This is a genomic window from Fredinandcohnia quinoae, assembly GCF_022427965.1.
Classification (GTDB): domain Bacteria; phylum Bacillota; class Bacilli; order Bacillales; family Bacillaceae_L; genus Ferdinandcohnia; species Ferdinandcohnia quinoae.
Map to the genome: position 1 here is coordinate 1 of NZ_JAKTTI010000058.1, position 16,460 is coordinate 16,460.

The following is a 16,460-nucleotide window of genomic DNA, read 5'->3' on the forward strand; positions in this document are numbered from 1 at the left end:
AAGCACCCTATAGAAAGCACTTTTTTAAAGTGTCTACTCTATAGGGTACATTTTAGATGACAGGTTCCTCAATTAAACAATACCTCTACATACTCTCTTCCCTTACATTCAAACAACATCACTATCTGACTCTCTGTTACCCGATCAACCGACAATTCCGGAAGCGCATCCTTCGCAAAAAATCCAACATCCGATGTTTCCACACTTGATTTTGCCTCGCCACCAACAATCTCACATTCAAAAAATATTTTATATATATGATAAATATGTGGTGTATGGGGATGCATATTTCTGTCTAACACAGCAAGTACCCGCTTAGGTTTGACAATATAGCCTGATTCTTCTTCAACTTCTTTTACCGCATTTTCAGATGGAGAGACACCGATATCTGCCCAACCACCTGGTAAGGTCCAGCCATTGTCACTTTTTTCTTTAACGAGGAGAATTTTATCATCTTGGAAGACGACCGCACGAATATCAACCTTTGGTGTTTGATAACCTTCTTCCTTGATAAAGATTGATTTTACTTCTTCAAGGTTCTTATTCGAGAATTCCGTAATAATTTCCGCACTTATGTTTCTTAGCTCCTTGAATCGTTCAATATCATATACATCCTTTGAATACGCTAATCCTGATTGGGATATTGCTTGGATTTGCTTTGCCCATTCTAACCATTTAAGACTCATTCATTTCACCTCATTTAGGTGGATAAAATTTTGGGGTATTCATGTTACAAGGAGGACACCCATGGAATTCGTGGTATATGCTCCTTTAATTTCAGATATGCTCTTTGCAGAAGGTGCTTTGAACGTTATTCATGGTAAATGTACGGTCATTTTCGTATTCGCACTTTATAAAATGGTTTATTTCATTTATAATAAGAATATACTAAAAAAGAGAAGTGCGCTAACACTCCTCTTCTCGCAACCTCAACCGTCTGGGTGGTGGTTGTCAAAATACTTTATTTATTTTGGGAACCACCCCTTTGCTTCTGACGGCGTCGGGTGGCTTTCTTGTTTTCTAGTACGTTTTTTCGAAAGGTATATGCGCTTATTTCACGCACTATTCCTTTCTAGGGGACGTATCTAGAAACACAGTTATCATAGATGAACTGTGTTCCTAATTTTTACGAATGCGAAACAATAAGTTCCACTTCCCCTTTTATTTCAAAGCTACCTAGTCCACTAGGTAAAATAAAATGAGTTCCTTTTTTAATCGGGAAACTTCCTTCTTCGGTTATAATTTCACCGGCACCCTTTAAAACGCTACCTATTAAAAATGGCTTGTCTTGTTCGAATGTAGTTGAAGTTGTGACATTCCATTTATAGACTGAGAAATATTCTTCTTTTATAAATGTAGTGATGGCTGCCCCTTGGATGGTTTCAGTCTGTGGGGTTACTGGAAAGTCTCGATGTGGTACAGTTGTGACATCAATTGATTTTTCAATATGTAGCTCTCGCTTTTGACCATTTTGATCAACGCGATCATAGTCATAGACACGGTAAGTTGTGTCTGAGCTTTGCTGCGTTTCAAGGATGAGAACACCTGAACATAGAGCATGAATAGTGCCACTCGGTACGTAGAAGAAATCACCTGGTTTTACTTTTACCCGACGTAAAAGCTCATTCCATTCGCCAGACTCAATCATTTCGATTAACTGTTCCTTTGTCTCTGCGGTGTGGCCAAAAATAATTTCAGCATCTGGTTCACAATCGATGACATACCAGCACTCCGCTTTGCCAAGCTCACCATTTTCATGCTCATTTGCGTATTCATCATTTGGATGAACCTGCACAGATAAATCATGATTCGCATCTAATATTTTTGTTAAAAGTGGGAATACTTCCCCCTCAAGATTTCCAAATAGTTCACGATGATCACTCCAAAGGTTGCCAAGCGTTTTCCCTTCGTATTGGCCACTGCTTACGATACTTTGTCCATTCGGATGTGCCGAAACTGCCCAGCACTCTCCAGTTAGTTCAGATTCTATTGGGTATCCGAACTCTGTTCTTAGTTTGGTACCTCCCCAAATTCTTTCTTGAAACAGAGGAGTTAAAAAAATTGGTTGTTTCAAAATAGAGCACTTCCTTTTAATTGTTTGTAAACATAAGTTTATCATGAAATTTGCTTGTTTTGGCTGGACTTTTATGAATTAATTCGAATCGGAAAGACAGATATGCACGATATTTGAGAAATACGGGCGTTATTTTAGAAATACGGACGTTACTTAGAAAATACGGCTGTTATTTCAGATTTACGGTCATTATGCATTTTCCGCTGAATAGGCTTGATTCAGTTTTATTCGCGATACCTGATTTTTATGAACGATCACCTGGATTTGCACGATAAAAGAAATTTATGCGGGTTCGCCAAAATATATGCACACACACATCATTCGAAGGTGCAGCACCCCAATCATTTTTTCATAGCAAAAATTAATCTAAATAATTGAGCAGTCGTCATTTTCAAATTATCGTAGGCAACCTTTGGATCCATCGCTTCACCTAGTGACATTGGCTCGTTCACAATTGAAAAATATGACGTAATACCCAGCTCATTAAGTGTGGATGCTTGTTTGGTTACACCACCTGCTAGTGCAATAACCGGAATCCCCCTTTTTGCAGCTAAACGTGCAACTCCTAGAGGAGCCTTTCCCAGTGAAGTTTGTCCATCAAGCTTCCCTTCGCCTGTGATGACGATATTGACACTTTCTATTTTCGCTTCCATTCCAAGCGTGTTCAATATAAGATCGATTCCTGAAAGTAATTGTCCATTAAGAAAGCCAGCAAATGCTGCACCAAGTCCGCCCGCTGCTCCGGCACCTTCAATTTGTTGAATATTTTTAATCAATACACTTGAGACGAGCTCAGCAAAGTGCATAAGTCCCTGATCCAGACTTTTTATCATTTCTGATGTCGCACCTTTTTGTGGACCAAATATATAAGCAGCCCCATTTAAACCATGCAGCGGATTATTCACATCGCAAGCGACCTTGAATGTACATTCTCTTAATGCAGGGTGGGCTCTGCTCGTATTAATTGTTCGAATCTTTGTGAGTTCGCCACCACCGCACCCAATTTCTTTTTGTTGTTTATTTTGAAATGAAAATCCTAACGCCTGTAGCATACCTACTCCTGCATCATTCGTCGCACTTCCACCTAGACCAATCACAAAATCGCGACATCCCCTATTAATCGCATCTAAAATAAGCTCCCCAACACCATAAGTTGTTGTGATGGATGGGTTTCGTTCACCTTCAGGCACGAGCGGCAACCCACATGCCGCTGCAACCTCAATCACCGCAGTATGGCCCGTTCCTAATATCCCATATGTGGCATGTACTTTGGCACCGAGTGGACCCGTGACCTCTTTTTCGACAAATATACCTCGCGTTGAGTGAACAAGTGCCTCTACCGTACCTTCACCACCATCAGCTAACGGCACTGATAGGATTTCGGCATTTTTTGATACAGCTTGAATTCCCTCTTTAATCGCCTCACTACACTCGATTGAGGTTAAGCTCCCTTTAAAAGAATCAACTGCTATGAGCACCTTCAAACAATCTACCTCCTGATCTTAAGTGGCTGGCATTTCTTTAACTATATCGTGAAAATTTTCGTTTGGGTATATGTGTGGGTTTTATGTTTTTGGTGGGGGAATATGGATTTTTTTGAGGGCGCGCAAATCTTGGCGTAACGTGCATTTATTTGTGTTAGTGTGCATTTATCACTTGGGAGGGCGCATATACCTTCTGAAGCGTGCATTTATTGCCGGGAACGTGCATTTATCTCTGGGTGCGCGCATTTATTGCCGGGAACGTGCATTATCCACTGGGGCGCACTTTTTTCTAAATAAATATACATCTAATTATGTGAAAAAAAAATATCCACACAAACGAATGAAATTTCCTTAATATTTTTCCCCAATTTGTGACATATTTGTGTATAATCTTACTATATATGAGTAATTTTTCAATTACTCTTAAAGTCTACTAAGGAGGAATATTATCAATGCAATGTCCAAATTGTTCCCACGAAAATGTGGGTGGAAAGTTTTGTGTAAAATGTGGTACACAGCTAGATGCTGGGGTACAAGCTGAGCAAGCAGCTACAGTTGAATCAGTACAACCAACTGTTACTCAACCACCCGTTCAGCCACAGGTGCAATCAGCACAACCTGTTCAACCGGCACAACCACAGCAGCCCAACCAAGCATTAGAGGCAACTAAGAAAATTTCAAAATTATATTTTGCCTACTTCATGCAAGGGTTGAAGAGCCCAACAAATATGGCTCAAAATGTGAAAGGTGATCAATTCATTAACGGAATCATTACGATGATTTTATATGCAATCAGTATTCCATTAATGGTTTACTTAGGTTTAAGAGGTAGTGTATTCTCGCCTTCCTTTACAGATGCTGCTCTTAAACCAGGCTTTTATTATCTTTTATTTATTGGTTTTGTAGCACTAGTAACATTTGGAGTAGTTAAATTAGGTAGAGTCGAAGCTTCCATTCAGGATGTATTTGCGCGCTTCGGTGCCTTCTTGATTGTCCCTACTTTATTCTTAATTACTGCTTTAGTCTTATCAATTCTTAAGATTGAATTATTTATGTTACTTTTATCATTTGGTTTCATTGGTCTATTCCTAGTTATTCCATTTACAATCTATTCTTTCAAACGTAACACAGTTGGTGGATTAGATGGCGTATATGCAACATTTTTAACGTATCTTGCTATTATCCTATTTTTTACGACTGTTGCAAAAGTCATCATTAATCAAATCACAGATATAATTGGATTTGGACTATTTTAAGATTGTGTAAGACACCTCCGCATTATGTGGAGGTGTTTTTATTTTGGCTAACAGACTCGGTTAATGATCTTTGTATCTTGAAAAACAAAAGTTAACTTTTCATTTTCAAAATTAGCCAGGTTTTGAACAGGATAATAGATAACCTTTTCAACCTATAAAAAAGTTAATCTTTCGTGCTATAAAAACCTTATATTTATAGAAGAATGCGGATTGTAGGTTTAAAAGTGGCTTTTAATTCATATTTAAGTGGGTTTATGCGCTATAACTTATGAATTACGGTTTAATCTGGGGTAAGTTCTCTAACTTGTAAAGAGGAAATGCGTGTTATTTTGGATATTTGCACGTTACGCTTGGGATATGCTCGATAATCTGAAAATATGCGCGGTACATTTGGGGTATGCACGTTATTTTCGATATATGATCGTTACGCTTGAGATATGCGCGTTCCTTTGGATATTTGCTCGTTAAGTCGGAAATATGCGCGTTGATGCTAATATATGTGCCTTAGCTGAAATTTATGCACGTTAGCCCGAAAATCAAAATATACACACATTCATATGCACGCTTAACCCAATATATGCGCGCTCCTCCTAATACATGCGCGTTCACCCCAATATATACACACTCCTCCTAATACATGCACGTTAAACCAAATATTTGCACGCTAGCCCAAACACATACGCTCTCCCAACACCTTTACTCAATCACCAAAATACATACACCCTTCAACTCCATTCCAACACAAAAACCCTAGTTTCCTAGGGTTTTTCGATGTTGGACAGTAGTAGTTCGCCGGATGCTTCGTCGAGTATGGCGGTGTAGGTCCATTTATAGTCTTTTGTTTCATATTCTCCACCTTCGTAGTAGATGGTGATGGTTTCGGATGTGTTGATTTTGTATGTGTTGCCTTCGTTTGACCAACCAAGAACCTCGTAGTTGTCCAGCCCTTCGGTTGTTCCTTTTTCATTTAAGTTTTTCACAAGGTTTTGTTGTGATTTGTACAGATTGCTTCCTTCCTTGAGATAAGGGGAAACGAGACTGAAATCATTATAGTTAATGGCTGCTGTTAATCCGTTCAAATAATTATCCATCAAGGCATATACCCGTGGTTCATCCTCGACTTTTTTCATTGCTTCGGCAGTCTCTTTACCGAATTCAGTTTCTTTCGCGTCTTCGTTCTTAATTTCTTTTACTTTATCATCCTCATCAAAGCTATCATACTCTGAATATTCCTTTTCATCGATTAACCAAGTTTTATTTTCTTCATCAAACTCGAGTATCAGGAATCTACCACTTGAGAATGCTTCTGATTTCCCACCAATTTCTGAAATGCCTTCATACAAATTCAATGTTGGGATGCGCGCATACCATTTTGATTCAACGAACTCAAGATAGATTGAATCCATTAAGAACTGAGTACCCATATACTTCCCTTTGAAATAAAATCCATCTTCGCCAATTGCGATTAGTTCACCTTCTAGAGGCGTCATGTAATCCTCAGTTACGGTTGTTATCTTGGAGAAATCTCCTGTTGCAAAGAAATTCAGCTCTTCAAGATTATACTTTTTAACCGTCTCCATGATGTCAGTAAATTGTTCATCTGAAAAAGGCGTAGATTCGACTGTCATATACGTATCTTCAATCGCAACTTCTTCAGTCTTTACCTTGCCCCATGGATACGTAATTTCAAGGAACATCTTCATTGACCCATCTGTTAAAACTGGACCAAAATTCGGGTTCTCGCTAATATCAACCCCCGTATCCTCACCGTTAATGAACAGCTTGCTAGGAACAGCTTCATCACCCATATTCCCACCTAAAGTTACCTCAACCTCTTCACCTTCTAAATACACATCGACATACTCATCATCTTCGGTATTCACAAGATCAAGCTTGTCCACTTTTACTAATTCGACAAAATCAGTTTTTAACTTTGCTTCTAGTTTGTAATGGCCAGGAATAAATGGGCCATAGTTTTTTTCAAAATTAGCCTTCGTTGATTTACCGATTTCTTCACCATTTAAGAAAAGGGTAGTATCCTTATAGTTCGTGCTAATCGTTACATATACAGGCTTGATATTTAATTTATAATTATCGTATAGGAAGAACTTCTTCCCGTCTTTTTTAAGGGTAACGAATAATTCCCCATCATCCGCAAAATTATGGCGATCATATGATTCCGATTGATCACGTAATTCATCAATGATATCGTGCTTAACATCAGGGTTTTTATCAATATACTCGACAAGTCCGCCAATATTTTTTTCATTAATTTTAAGATCACTGTCTTCAGAAGAAAGCAATCCGACTAATGCCTTTTTATCCTTTTTATTAAGGGCTTCTTCAAATTTATCAATCGTTCGTTCTTTATCGACAAAGATACCACCAACCTTATAACCTGCGAATAAAAGAACGACAACTGCAGCAATTATGCTAGCAATGATTTTCGTCTTTTTTGTTATTTTAATTGATGGTTGTGTTTGACTTCTTTGGCCAACTGACCTGTCTTGGTTATCGACCCTTGAATTTGGCTGCGCGTCAATCGTTGCTGCAACCTTTGCAACTCCAGTTTGCGGATCCTCCTCAACAGTAGGGGCCACGGCACCAACCTCAAAACCACATTCGGTACAAAAGGACGCTTGTTCCTCGATTTTTGAACCGCAATTATTACAAAATGCCACCTTCATTTCCTCCCTAAATAACTAATAAGTAGAAATATTTTTTGCGGGAAAAACTTTGTTTCACCGCTATTTTTTTAGTAGACCACAAGAACCGTCCCCCTGGTTCCCAAATAAATAATATAATAGCTCTTCATCGCTTTGGGGGGATACGCCTTGTGCGATCGCGCTGTTTCTTGCATCTTCTAGTGTTCCGGAAAACTGTAAATTTCCCTCTTGTAATATACCAATTTTGTCGCAAAGAAAGAGGATCTCACTCATATCATGTGTTGTGTATACAACCGTCTTCCCACGGCTTGCAAGATCACGAATCGATTGGTTGATTTCAAATTTGGATTGAATGTCAATCCCAACTGTCGGTTCATCCATCAGTAAAATATCTGGATTATGGATGAGGGCAACTGCAATATTTAATTTACGCTTCATCCCACCGGACAAGCTAGACACCTTTTCATGCCATTTTTCTTGGAGTTGAACCATTCCACATAGGTCATATAACTGTTTTTCAGTTACTTTATCTCTCGCAAATTTACTCCAGAGCACAAGGTTTTCCTTAACTGTCTCCTGTTCCCATAAAGCAATATCCTGGGGGACGTAGCCAATCATTTCTCGAACATGTTTCATATTTTTTGAAAGTTCAAGACCATTCATGGTAATCGTCCCTGATGAGGCCCTCGAAATCGTTGCTAAAATTGATAATAAGGTTGATTTCCCTGCACCATTTGCGCCAAGCAAACCATAAATTTCACCTGTTTCTATCGTTAGTGACACATCTTGTAATGACTTTTTATTCCCATACGATTTACTCACATTCTCAATTGTAATCACGCTTAACCCTCCGTATCGCAAATACAATCAGTCCACTAGATACACAGATTGCAAGGATTGTCTGCATATTCGTTGCTGTATGCTGCACGAATGACTGCGGGAATACTTCACTTAGCTCTGGTACCGGAAAAAAGCTCCCACCTAAAACTCCAACAATTAAAACAAAGAGAAAACTACTAATATAGTAGCTATTCAAATTACGTGTAAAACTAGCAAACAAGACACTCAAACTCATACATATAAAAAGATAAAGAATCATTGCAACTAACAGTGACATCCGATTTTCAACGATGTCTAATTTAATAAAAATAATAAAGCTCATGAATGCTTGCAGTACATGTAAAATGAAATAACCGCTAATACTTTTCCATAAATAGGAGGATAAACCTTGGTAGGTAGTTTGAATCCGCGCAAAAATGGTGTTTCTCTCTTTGATTATCCAATCAATTGCTAGAAAACAAGCAAGCATTGTAAAAAATGTCCACAAGCCAAGATATGGATTGATGATTTCAGACTTCGCATCTACTATGTCTTTTCCACGTTGCTCGATATAATCAATCGTCATGAGAGGCTCGGGATCCCATTGCGCATCCGTATACGCATAAGCTTCATCCCAAATCGAAGAGTCCTCAATTCCCTTTTGATTATACAATTTTTCGACATGTTCTGCAGCTTTAATATTACTCGTTAACCTAATAACTTCACTTGCCATCACTTCCCTGACAATTCCAACTGCCATCGAGGATGGTGACACCCATACTTCAATTGTGTCTTCTCTTTTTTCTTGTAAAAGATTGTCCTGGAAACCTTGTTTAATCATGAAGATACTATCGACTTCATTCGTTGCTAATAGCTTCTCAGCCTTTTCCCTTGATACATTTGTGATAGTAATTTTTGACTGGTCACTCATTCGTTTCGTAATTATTTTTGAAAAATCGCTCTTGTCTTCATCCACTAACGCAATCGGGATTGCGAGCTCTTCCTGCCCCTTTTCAAAAAGGGAACCAAGCCCAATCGTCGCTCCAATTGGAATGATAAAAAGAAATAGAAGTGACACTGGGTTTTTCACGAATTGTTTCATTTTCTGTATAAGAATCCTCATCGGCTCCACCTTCTTTGCCCTAAAAACGCGAGTAATAGAAAGACAATTGATGCCAATACCAATCGATTAGCTGTTAATGAATTCACTTCAAGTAAAAAACTAAAAGACCAGCTTTGTATCGTATAGGAACCAACTTTTTCTAACCAGTCTGGGAAGAAGACAGTTGGAATAAAAAAGCCCCCCGCAATTGCTCCAAAAAGGATGAAGACTAGCCCGACGATTTGATAGATTTGTTGATGATGGAACAATGATTCTAGCATAATAAAAAAAGTGAGAAAGGTGACTAGAATCAATAGTATACCCGCTAACATTCGGATGTCGAACAAATTTCCAGTAAGCCAATAAGACATTGGAATCGCGATCGCATAAGTAATCGGTGCGAGGACAACAATGAGTGAAGGCAAGGTACTTGCGGTCATTTGTGAATCAGTAATACCTCTTGAAAGAAGGCGAAAGCGAAGTGTTTGAGTCGTTTTCCCTTTTACCAAAAGGAGAAATCCATAGCTCCAAAACATGATTAGTAGGAGGAATAGGGATAGGGTGTAGTATTGAACGATGTCTGTTTGAAATAAGTTATGTTTTTCTATGATCTGAAATGGTTCTCCGCGGCCTAGTACGTGTAGTGAGTAGGTTAGGAGGCTTTGTTTGAATTCCGTTTTACGCTCTTTTTTTGTGAACGGGTCGATGCTTGTGAATTCATAGATTGTGTTAATGCCACTTTGCGCTGCTGAGGTGAAGTCAGCAGCGCTTTCCATAATGTGGCGTACTAATTGGGATTGCAAAGGCTTTTGGGCATTGCCAAAAACCTTCACTGGTGTGTTTTCTCCGATTTTCACATTGCTGCTAAATCCTTCTGGAATAATGATCATCGCAGCAATTTCATTGTTGTCCATTAGGTTATTTGCTCTTGTTTCGTCGGTTTTAATGACGTTTGTTAGTTTTGTGAGATGCTCCGATTGCACGAGCTGTTGGATCACGTACTTTGTTTCAAATGTGTCATCATTGTCGACGATTGCGATGTCAAAGAGCTGGACCCGTTCTTCTGTTGTGAGCAGATGAATACAGACGAGTCCAATTCCTGCCAAGAAAACCATCGGGACTACTAAAAGCGTGATTGCTGTTTTCCATGATTTCATGATCATTTTGAGTTGAAATGCAATTAATTTTGTGAAATGTCTCATCGCAGAATCCACCCATTAGTTATTAGAATAATTGTTCAAAAAGTCGACAAATCAGAAGCGAGAAGATCAAGGAACTCGCGACTCGAGGACCGGAACGTATGCTTTTAATACGTGAGGACCGGAGAGGCCGAGTGACGCCGAGATTCGATGTCTTATCATTTGGTGACTTTTTGAACTTCCTTTAATATAGTCCTAGTTCCATCATTAAATCTTGAAGTTTAAAGCCAACCTCTTGACCAATTTCCATAATGTCTTCTTCTGTTAATTCTGCAACATTCATGCCGCTAGCAGTATCCATTTTTGGAAGGTCTACTTTGTCTTTTAGTTTTACTTTTGAGTCTACATTGATGACGACACTTCCTGATTCGTATTCGTCCTCAACATTCACTTCAATTTTGAATTTATTATTCGAATGTTTGTCTTTTACACTAACATCTTTTTCTTGAGTGATTTTTCCACTTACTGGTGTCATGTCATAGAAATCTTCACCATCAAGAACTACATCAAAATCACGGATGATTGTTTGTTTGTTAGGGTTTTTACCTTTGAATTCTGAATTCATTTTAAAAGTAAAGTCCATCACGACATATTCGTATTCTTCAAAATAGAAGTTCGCCTTCATTTTTTCTTCACGGCCATCTTTTGCACCTTTACTATCGTTCGTGAGTTCGAATACCATTTTTCCTTCTGATGCATCTTCTGGGCCTAATTCAATCTTATACTCTTGGTATCTATCATCTTTACCAATTGGTACGTTTTTCGTAGATACTTCCAAGTTCACGTCACCATCAAACGCTATTTCCATATGACGATCTATGATTTGTTCCTTTTTGTCTATTAAAATGACTGATTTGAAGCCATCTGTATAGTCAACATCTTTTAATGCTGATTTTAAGTCTTTCAATGCTGATTTCATTTCTTTTTGGACTTCTTTTTTATCTGTAAAGTCAACATCCATTTCTTCTAATCCAGCGTTTGCAAGTTTCGCAAGGCGATCTGCAATCATACCGTGTAGCTTTTCGTCTTCAATTAGTTCGTCTACGAAACCATTAATAAAAGTTTCTACTTCCTTCGAAGACATTTTAAGTGTGATTTTTCTTAACTTCATTTTTTCCCCATCATGTTCATATGGGACATTTTTTTCTAATGTAAAATAGTCATCTTTTAAAGCTTTAAATACATACTCATAGTAGCGAGATTTAATTTCGTCAATTTCTTTATCACTAAATTTGATCTCATCCCATTTAATAGTTGATAAGTCAAGCTTTTCTGGACCTTCATAGTAAGGGTCAACCATTCTCATAACTTCCCCATACTCATCAAGGTTCAAATAGAAATACTTATCATAAAGAGTTGGAACTTTTAGGCCAAGTTGTTCTGTAGATTGGTAAAGTTCTAGATCAACAACTGATGAACCATCCATTTCCAAGCCAATTGTATTGAAGCTTGCTTGCTTCTTAGGGTCTTGATCTGACTTGATTACGAGTGCTGCTTGGTCAAGAATTTCTTGGACCATTTCTAGTGTTGGGTCAGGGTATTCGGTATCCATCTCAACATTTCCACTTAGCTTTAGCTCTGAGCTAGATGGGCTTTCGAGCATTTCTTCTTGGAATTTAAGATCTTCCCCATATTGATCTTCGAATTGATCCATTGTGCTTTTATATGTTTTCGCTTCTGCCATTAAGTACAATTCTTTCGGTCCATTTAATAGGGTGAAGCCCAGTGCTGTACCTCCCCCAACTAGAAGAACGGCAATGATGCCGATAATCAGCCATTTTTTCGGGAATACCTTTGGTGTTCTTTGGTGTTGCTGTGTGATTTCAACTGCAGGAGCCACTTGTTCAATTTCTGTGCTCTTCCCACATGATGGGCAAAATTTTGCCGACTCGGTTACTTCTTTGCCACAATTGGGACAAAACTTCATTATTTCTTCCTCCTCTTTCTAATTCACGCATGGATTTCTTTGCGCTCAATTTGGAAACCTTTCAAAGATACTAGTGTACCAGAAAAATCCCCCTTTATAAGTAAATGATGAATTCTATAATATAATAAGGAATTCATTCGACATATACTATACTTTCGACAAAAGTAGACAAAGTTTTAGTCCTTAATTCCTACTAAACTCTAAAGTTTTTGGCGAATGCTGGTTCTAAAGGGTTAGGTTGGAGCGTGGTAAATGTTGGGGAGGAGGAGAATTTTCAGGGCGTGCATGTGCTTTTGGGGAGACTGCATTTATTTTGGGTATCGTGCATAGTTCCTATGTTGCGCTCATTTATCCGGGACAGCACGCATTTGTTCCAGGAAGCGTGTATTTGTCTTGGGGGTGTTCAGGAGTGTTCATTTATTTTAGTAGCATGCATTATTTTGTGTATCGTGCATATTTTTTAATTATCAAGCATATATCCAAAATAACATGCATATACGCCAGAGAGCGTGCATATATTTCAAGGAATGCGCATATATCCTAATTATCGTGCATACGTCCTGACCTGCGCGCATATATTCCAGTTAACGTGCATTTCCAAAAATTATCGTGCATATCTCATAATTAACGAGCATATCCTCTTCCTGCTAGTCTTTATACTTTCCTTTAAAAATAGTTCTTCCTTAAATCCCCAGAATATCTTTTATTTACTAGTACCATTTCACTATTAATGATGCCATAATGTTTTAGTACTTTTTTATTATTCATAAGGGGTGTCACATCATGAAAATTGAACTTAAAAACCCAGCTGGGCTTACAAAACGAGTAAAAGTAGGATTTAGTTGGACTACCTTTTTCTTTGGATTTTTCCCAGCATTATTCCGAGGAGATTTAAAATGGGCAATAATTATGTTTATTATCGCTGCTGCACTCGGATCATTTACATTTGGTCTTGGCGGAATCATCGCAGATATCGTTTTCGCATTCATCTATAACAAATTATATATAAAAGAAATGATCGAAAAAGGCTATCAACCAGCAAATGACGAAGCAAGAACTATATTAGAAAATAAACAAATTCTTTCAAGAACTGCATAAATTAACTAAGAGCCAGCCATTCGTATAAAAAAAACGATTGGCTGGCTTTTTTTAGATGGAAATTTTATAAATTCTACCTTTATTTTCACCAGTAAATTGGAAGTTTAATGATTTTAAGATGCGAGTTGCGGCAGATCTGGATGGCAGGTTAAGAAATTCGCGTAGTTTTTGGTTTGTTATAGTATTGCCAAATAGCAATACATAGTCCTCAATCGCAGCAATATGTGCGTCTTTATCAGAATGCCCGCAAGAGGTACACTCCCATTTTCTAGGAAGCCTCTTCATCGGTAATGTTCCACACTTTGGACAGTGCACCCCTTTTAAAATGTCGTCTTCATGAAGATCAAATTCCTCAAGAATACTGTTGTCATAAGGGGTATTAAGCTTGAGGAGAAGCTTTGTTAATTTTTGAATTTGCTTATGATCAAATACTTCAACCTTGAATCTCTTTTCGATATTTCCAATTTTTGTAATCAAACTTAGGCTTTTAATAATTTTATGAATTTGTTTATGGTTTTGTGATGCTGTTACAATTGTCGATGGGTTTGTAATGACCACTAGTGGTTCAATTGGTACTGTTGGAAACTTATAGAGCTGGAGCAAGCTCTTCAATTGAAATTCGTGTCGGGTGATTTGTGCGAGTGGGCTATCGTATGATGTTTTTTGGCCTTCATAGGTTTGGATTAATTGATCGAATTGTTCATCAAAATGTAGTTCACCTTTGTGATTTTTAGCATCGATGGGTATTATCAATGAGGGTGTAATGATTAGAGTGTCAATTTCAAAGTAGTGGTCGTTTGCAGCATCCTGAAGACGAAGTCCATGGAGTATCTGATACTTTTTCTTGTCTAAAAAGCTTACATAATAATCTAGCGATTGTTCTCCTCTGTATCCAGATGCTCTAATTTTGAGCTTTTCCTCCACCCTATCATATTTCGGGTTCGTGTCTGATATCCTTCTTAGTAAGGCTTCTGTTTTTCGCAGCCTCAAGGGACGTATGCGCTTACTGTCTATCATTCTGTCATCTCCTTTATCGTGATACTCGTTATTTTCTGCAAGAATTGTAGAATTCCTGCTAAATTTGATGAAAATCATTTTATTTTGTAATTAAATTTAATCATTTTAATAGTTTTTCTATGTTTATTTTAAGTGTTTGAACTGTAATTTGTACGTTGCTCGGTAGATATGAACGATTTGGATGTATATATGCGCGATATTTGATTGATATGTGCGTTAATTTGAAAATATGCACGTTGTAAAATTAGCTGGGTATAGATTTGCACGATAAAATGAATATTTGCTTGTTACCAAGAGGATATGCACGATACCACAGATATATGCTCGATTATTAAAATATCTGCACGTTACTCAGAGGATATGCTCGTTACCACAAAGATATGCACGTTACTAAATTTTATGCATATTTATCAAAAAACATGTGATTATTCGTGGGATATGCGCGCTCTACCACATATTTGCATGTTACCTCTAATATATGCGCTCTCAAATACGTATTTGCACGGTACCTCTAATATATGCTCGCTCCAACACATATTTGCACGGTACCTCTAATATATGCTCGCTCCAATACTTATTTGCACGGTACCTCTAATATATGCTCGCTCTACCACGTATTTGCACGTTATCACAAATATATGCTCGTCCAACCCACATATTGACGACCCCCTTAATTATTTTCCTGTTATAAAAAGTACCACCACCAACACAAATGAAACTTTTCCATCTTCCAAACGTCTAATACTTATGTAATACTAATATACAATCTAGTAAACTACAAAAGGAAGTTGATCATTAGATGGGTAGGACAGAACGTAACGCAAAGAAGAAGAAAAAGTGGCCAAAAATTGTTGGGATCATTTCGTTAATATTGGTGCTCGCTGTTGGTGGGTATGCCATTTATTTATATCAATCTGTAGCAAGCACGGTTGGGAAGATGCATGAGGAACGGGGGCCATCTGATAAGCGAGTAGAGGAAGTTAACATAAGTGAGAGTGATCCACTTTCAATTCTTCTCGTTGGGGTTGATGAGCGAAAAGGCGACAAAGGTCGAACTGATTCAATCGTAGTTGTTTCGGTAAATCCTAAGCAAAAGTCGATGCAAATGTTGAGTATTCCACGAGATACACGAGTTGAAATTGTCGGAAAAGGGACAGAGGATAAAATTAATCATGCTTATGCTTTCGGTGGAATCGATATGACCATCGATACGATTGAGCATTTTCTTGATGTTCCGATTGATTATTTCGTGAAGGTGAATATGGAAGGCTTTCAACAAATTATTGATTCACTCGGCGGGATTGAGGTCCAGAATACATTTGCCTTCTCTTATGGTGGGAATGATTTTCCAGAGGGACATTTATCATTAAAAGGGTCTGAAGCTCTGAATTATTCGCGAATGAGATATGAGGATCCGAAGGGTGACTTTGGTAGACAGGATCGCCAAAAACAAGTAATCAAAGGAATTGTTGATAAGGGAGCAAGCTTTTCATCAATCACAAAGTTTGATGATATTTTAGAAGCTCTTGAAGGAAACGTAACAACAAATATGTCATTCGATGAAATGAAATCGATTCAAGCTAACTATAAGGAAGCTCGTCATAATGTGGATCAATTCACAATTAAAGGTACCGGTAAAACTCTCGATAAATGGTATTACATTGTATCTGAGGAAGAACGATTGGCTGTATCTGAAAGATTGAAAAAGCATTTGGAAATTAAATAGATCGAAAAAAGAAGTAACCATATTTTATGGTTACTTCTTTCAGATTGTCGACAAAAGGCACCGAGAGGAATCCCTCTCGGTGCCTTTTGTCA

12 protein-coding genes are annotated in these 16,460 nt (G+C 37.9%); 3 read left to right on the top strand and 9 right to left on the bottom strand.

Annotated elements, in window-relative coordinates; translation table 11 throughout:
* Positions 1-68: 68 nt before the first annotated feature.
* From MJG50_RS21090 to MJG50_RS21100, 3 genes are all read right to left on the bottom strand, one after another.
* Positions 69-686 (bottom strand): NUDIX hydrolase, encoded by a 618-nt coding sequence (locus MJG50_RS21090; RefSeq protein ID WP_240257755.1) that lies wholly within the window; start codon positions 684-686, stop codon positions 69-71.
* A 440-nt stretch (positions 687-1,126) separates the two neighbouring features.
* Complete coding sequence (gene manA, locus MJG50_RS21095) at positions 1,127-2,119, bottom strand: mannose-6-phosphate isomerase, class I (RefSeq protein ID WP_275695705.1); 993 nt, start codon at positions 2,117-2,119, stop codon at positions 1,127-1,129.
* 296 nt (positions 2,120-2,415) lie between these two features.
* A complete protein-coding gene (locus MJG50_RS21100) occupies positions 2,416-3,552 on the bottom strand; it encodes a glycerate kinase family protein (RefSeq protein WP_345893260.1) in 1,137 nt (378 codons plus the stop codon).
* A gap of 458 nt (positions 3,553-4,010) precedes the next feature.
* Here MJG50_RS21100 and MJG50_RS21105 point away from each other — a divergent pair, with 458 nt between their 5' ends.
* Entirely contained in the window at positions 4,011-4,814 is an 804-nt protein-coding gene (locus MJG50_RS21105) for a zinc ribbon domain-containing protein (protein ID WP_240257757.1), read from the top strand.
* A gap of 758 nt (positions 4,815-5,572) precedes the next feature.
* Here the strand turns inward: MJG50_RS21105 and MJG50_RS21110 are convergent.
* The 5 genes from MJG50_RS21110 to MJG50_RS21130 all read right to left on the bottom strand — a co-directional run bounded on the left by MJG50_RS21110 (position 5,573) and on the right by MJG50_RS21130 (position 12,527).
* Positions 5,573-7,495, bottom strand: coding sequence for a zinc ribbon domain-containing protein (locus MJG50_RS21110; RefSeq protein WP_240257758.1), 1,923 nt, complete (start codon positions 7,493-7,495; stop codon positions 5,573-5,575).
* 66 nt (positions 7,496-7,561) lie between these two features.
* Complete coding sequence (locus MJG50_RS21115; protein ID WP_240257759.1) at positions 7,562-8,320, bottom strand: ABC transporter ATP-binding protein; 759 nt, start codon at positions 8,318-8,320, stop codon at positions 7,562-7,564.
* Complete coding sequence (locus MJG50_RS21120; RefSeq protein ID WP_240257760.1) at positions 8,307-9,401, bottom strand: ABC transporter permease; 1,095 nt, start codon at positions 9,399-9,401, stop codon at positions 8,307-8,309. The genes MJG50_RS21115 and MJG50_RS21120 overlap by 14 nt, the downstream gene beginning before the upstream one ends.
* Positions 9,402-9,418: 17 nt before the next feature.
* The gene (locus MJG50_RS21125) at positions 9,419-10,603 is read right to left on the bottom strand and encodes an ABC transporter permease (RefSeq protein WP_240257761.1); all 1,185 of its coding nucleotides are present in this window, start codon (positions 10,601-10,603) and stop codon (positions 9,419-9,421) included.
* A gap of 181 nt (positions 10,604-10,784) precedes the next feature.
* Positions 10,785-12,527, bottom strand: coding sequence for a zinc ribbon domain-containing protein (locus MJG50_RS21130; protein WP_240257762.1), 1,743 nt, complete (start codon positions 12,525-12,527; stop codon positions 10,785-10,787).
* A gap of 783 nt (positions 12,528-13,310) precedes the next feature.
* Here MJG50_RS21130 and MJG50_RS21135 point away from each other — a divergent pair.
* Complete coding sequence (locus MJG50_RS21135) at positions 13,311-13,625, top strand: DUF2628 domain-containing protein (protein WP_240257763.1); 315 nt, start codon at positions 13,311-13,313, stop codon at positions 13,623-13,625.
* A gap of 51 nt (positions 13,626-13,676) precedes the next feature.
* Here MJG50_RS21135 and MJG50_RS21140 read toward each other — a convergent pair whose 3' ends face one another.
* Entirely contained in the window at positions 13,677-14,642 is a 966-nt protein-coding gene (locus MJG50_RS21140) for a nuclease-related domain-containing protein (protein ID WP_240257764.1), read from the bottom strand.
* A gap of 799 nt (positions 14,643-15,441) precedes the next feature.
* Between MJG50_RS21140 and MJG50_RS21145 the strand changes: the two genes are divergently transcribed.
* Positions 15,442-16,368, top strand: a complete 927-nt coding sequence (locus tag MJG50_RS21145; protein WP_240257765.1) for an LCP family glycopolymer transferase — start codon at positions 15,442-15,444, stop codon at positions 16,366-16,368.
* Positions 16,369-16,460 lie beyond the last annotated feature (92 nt).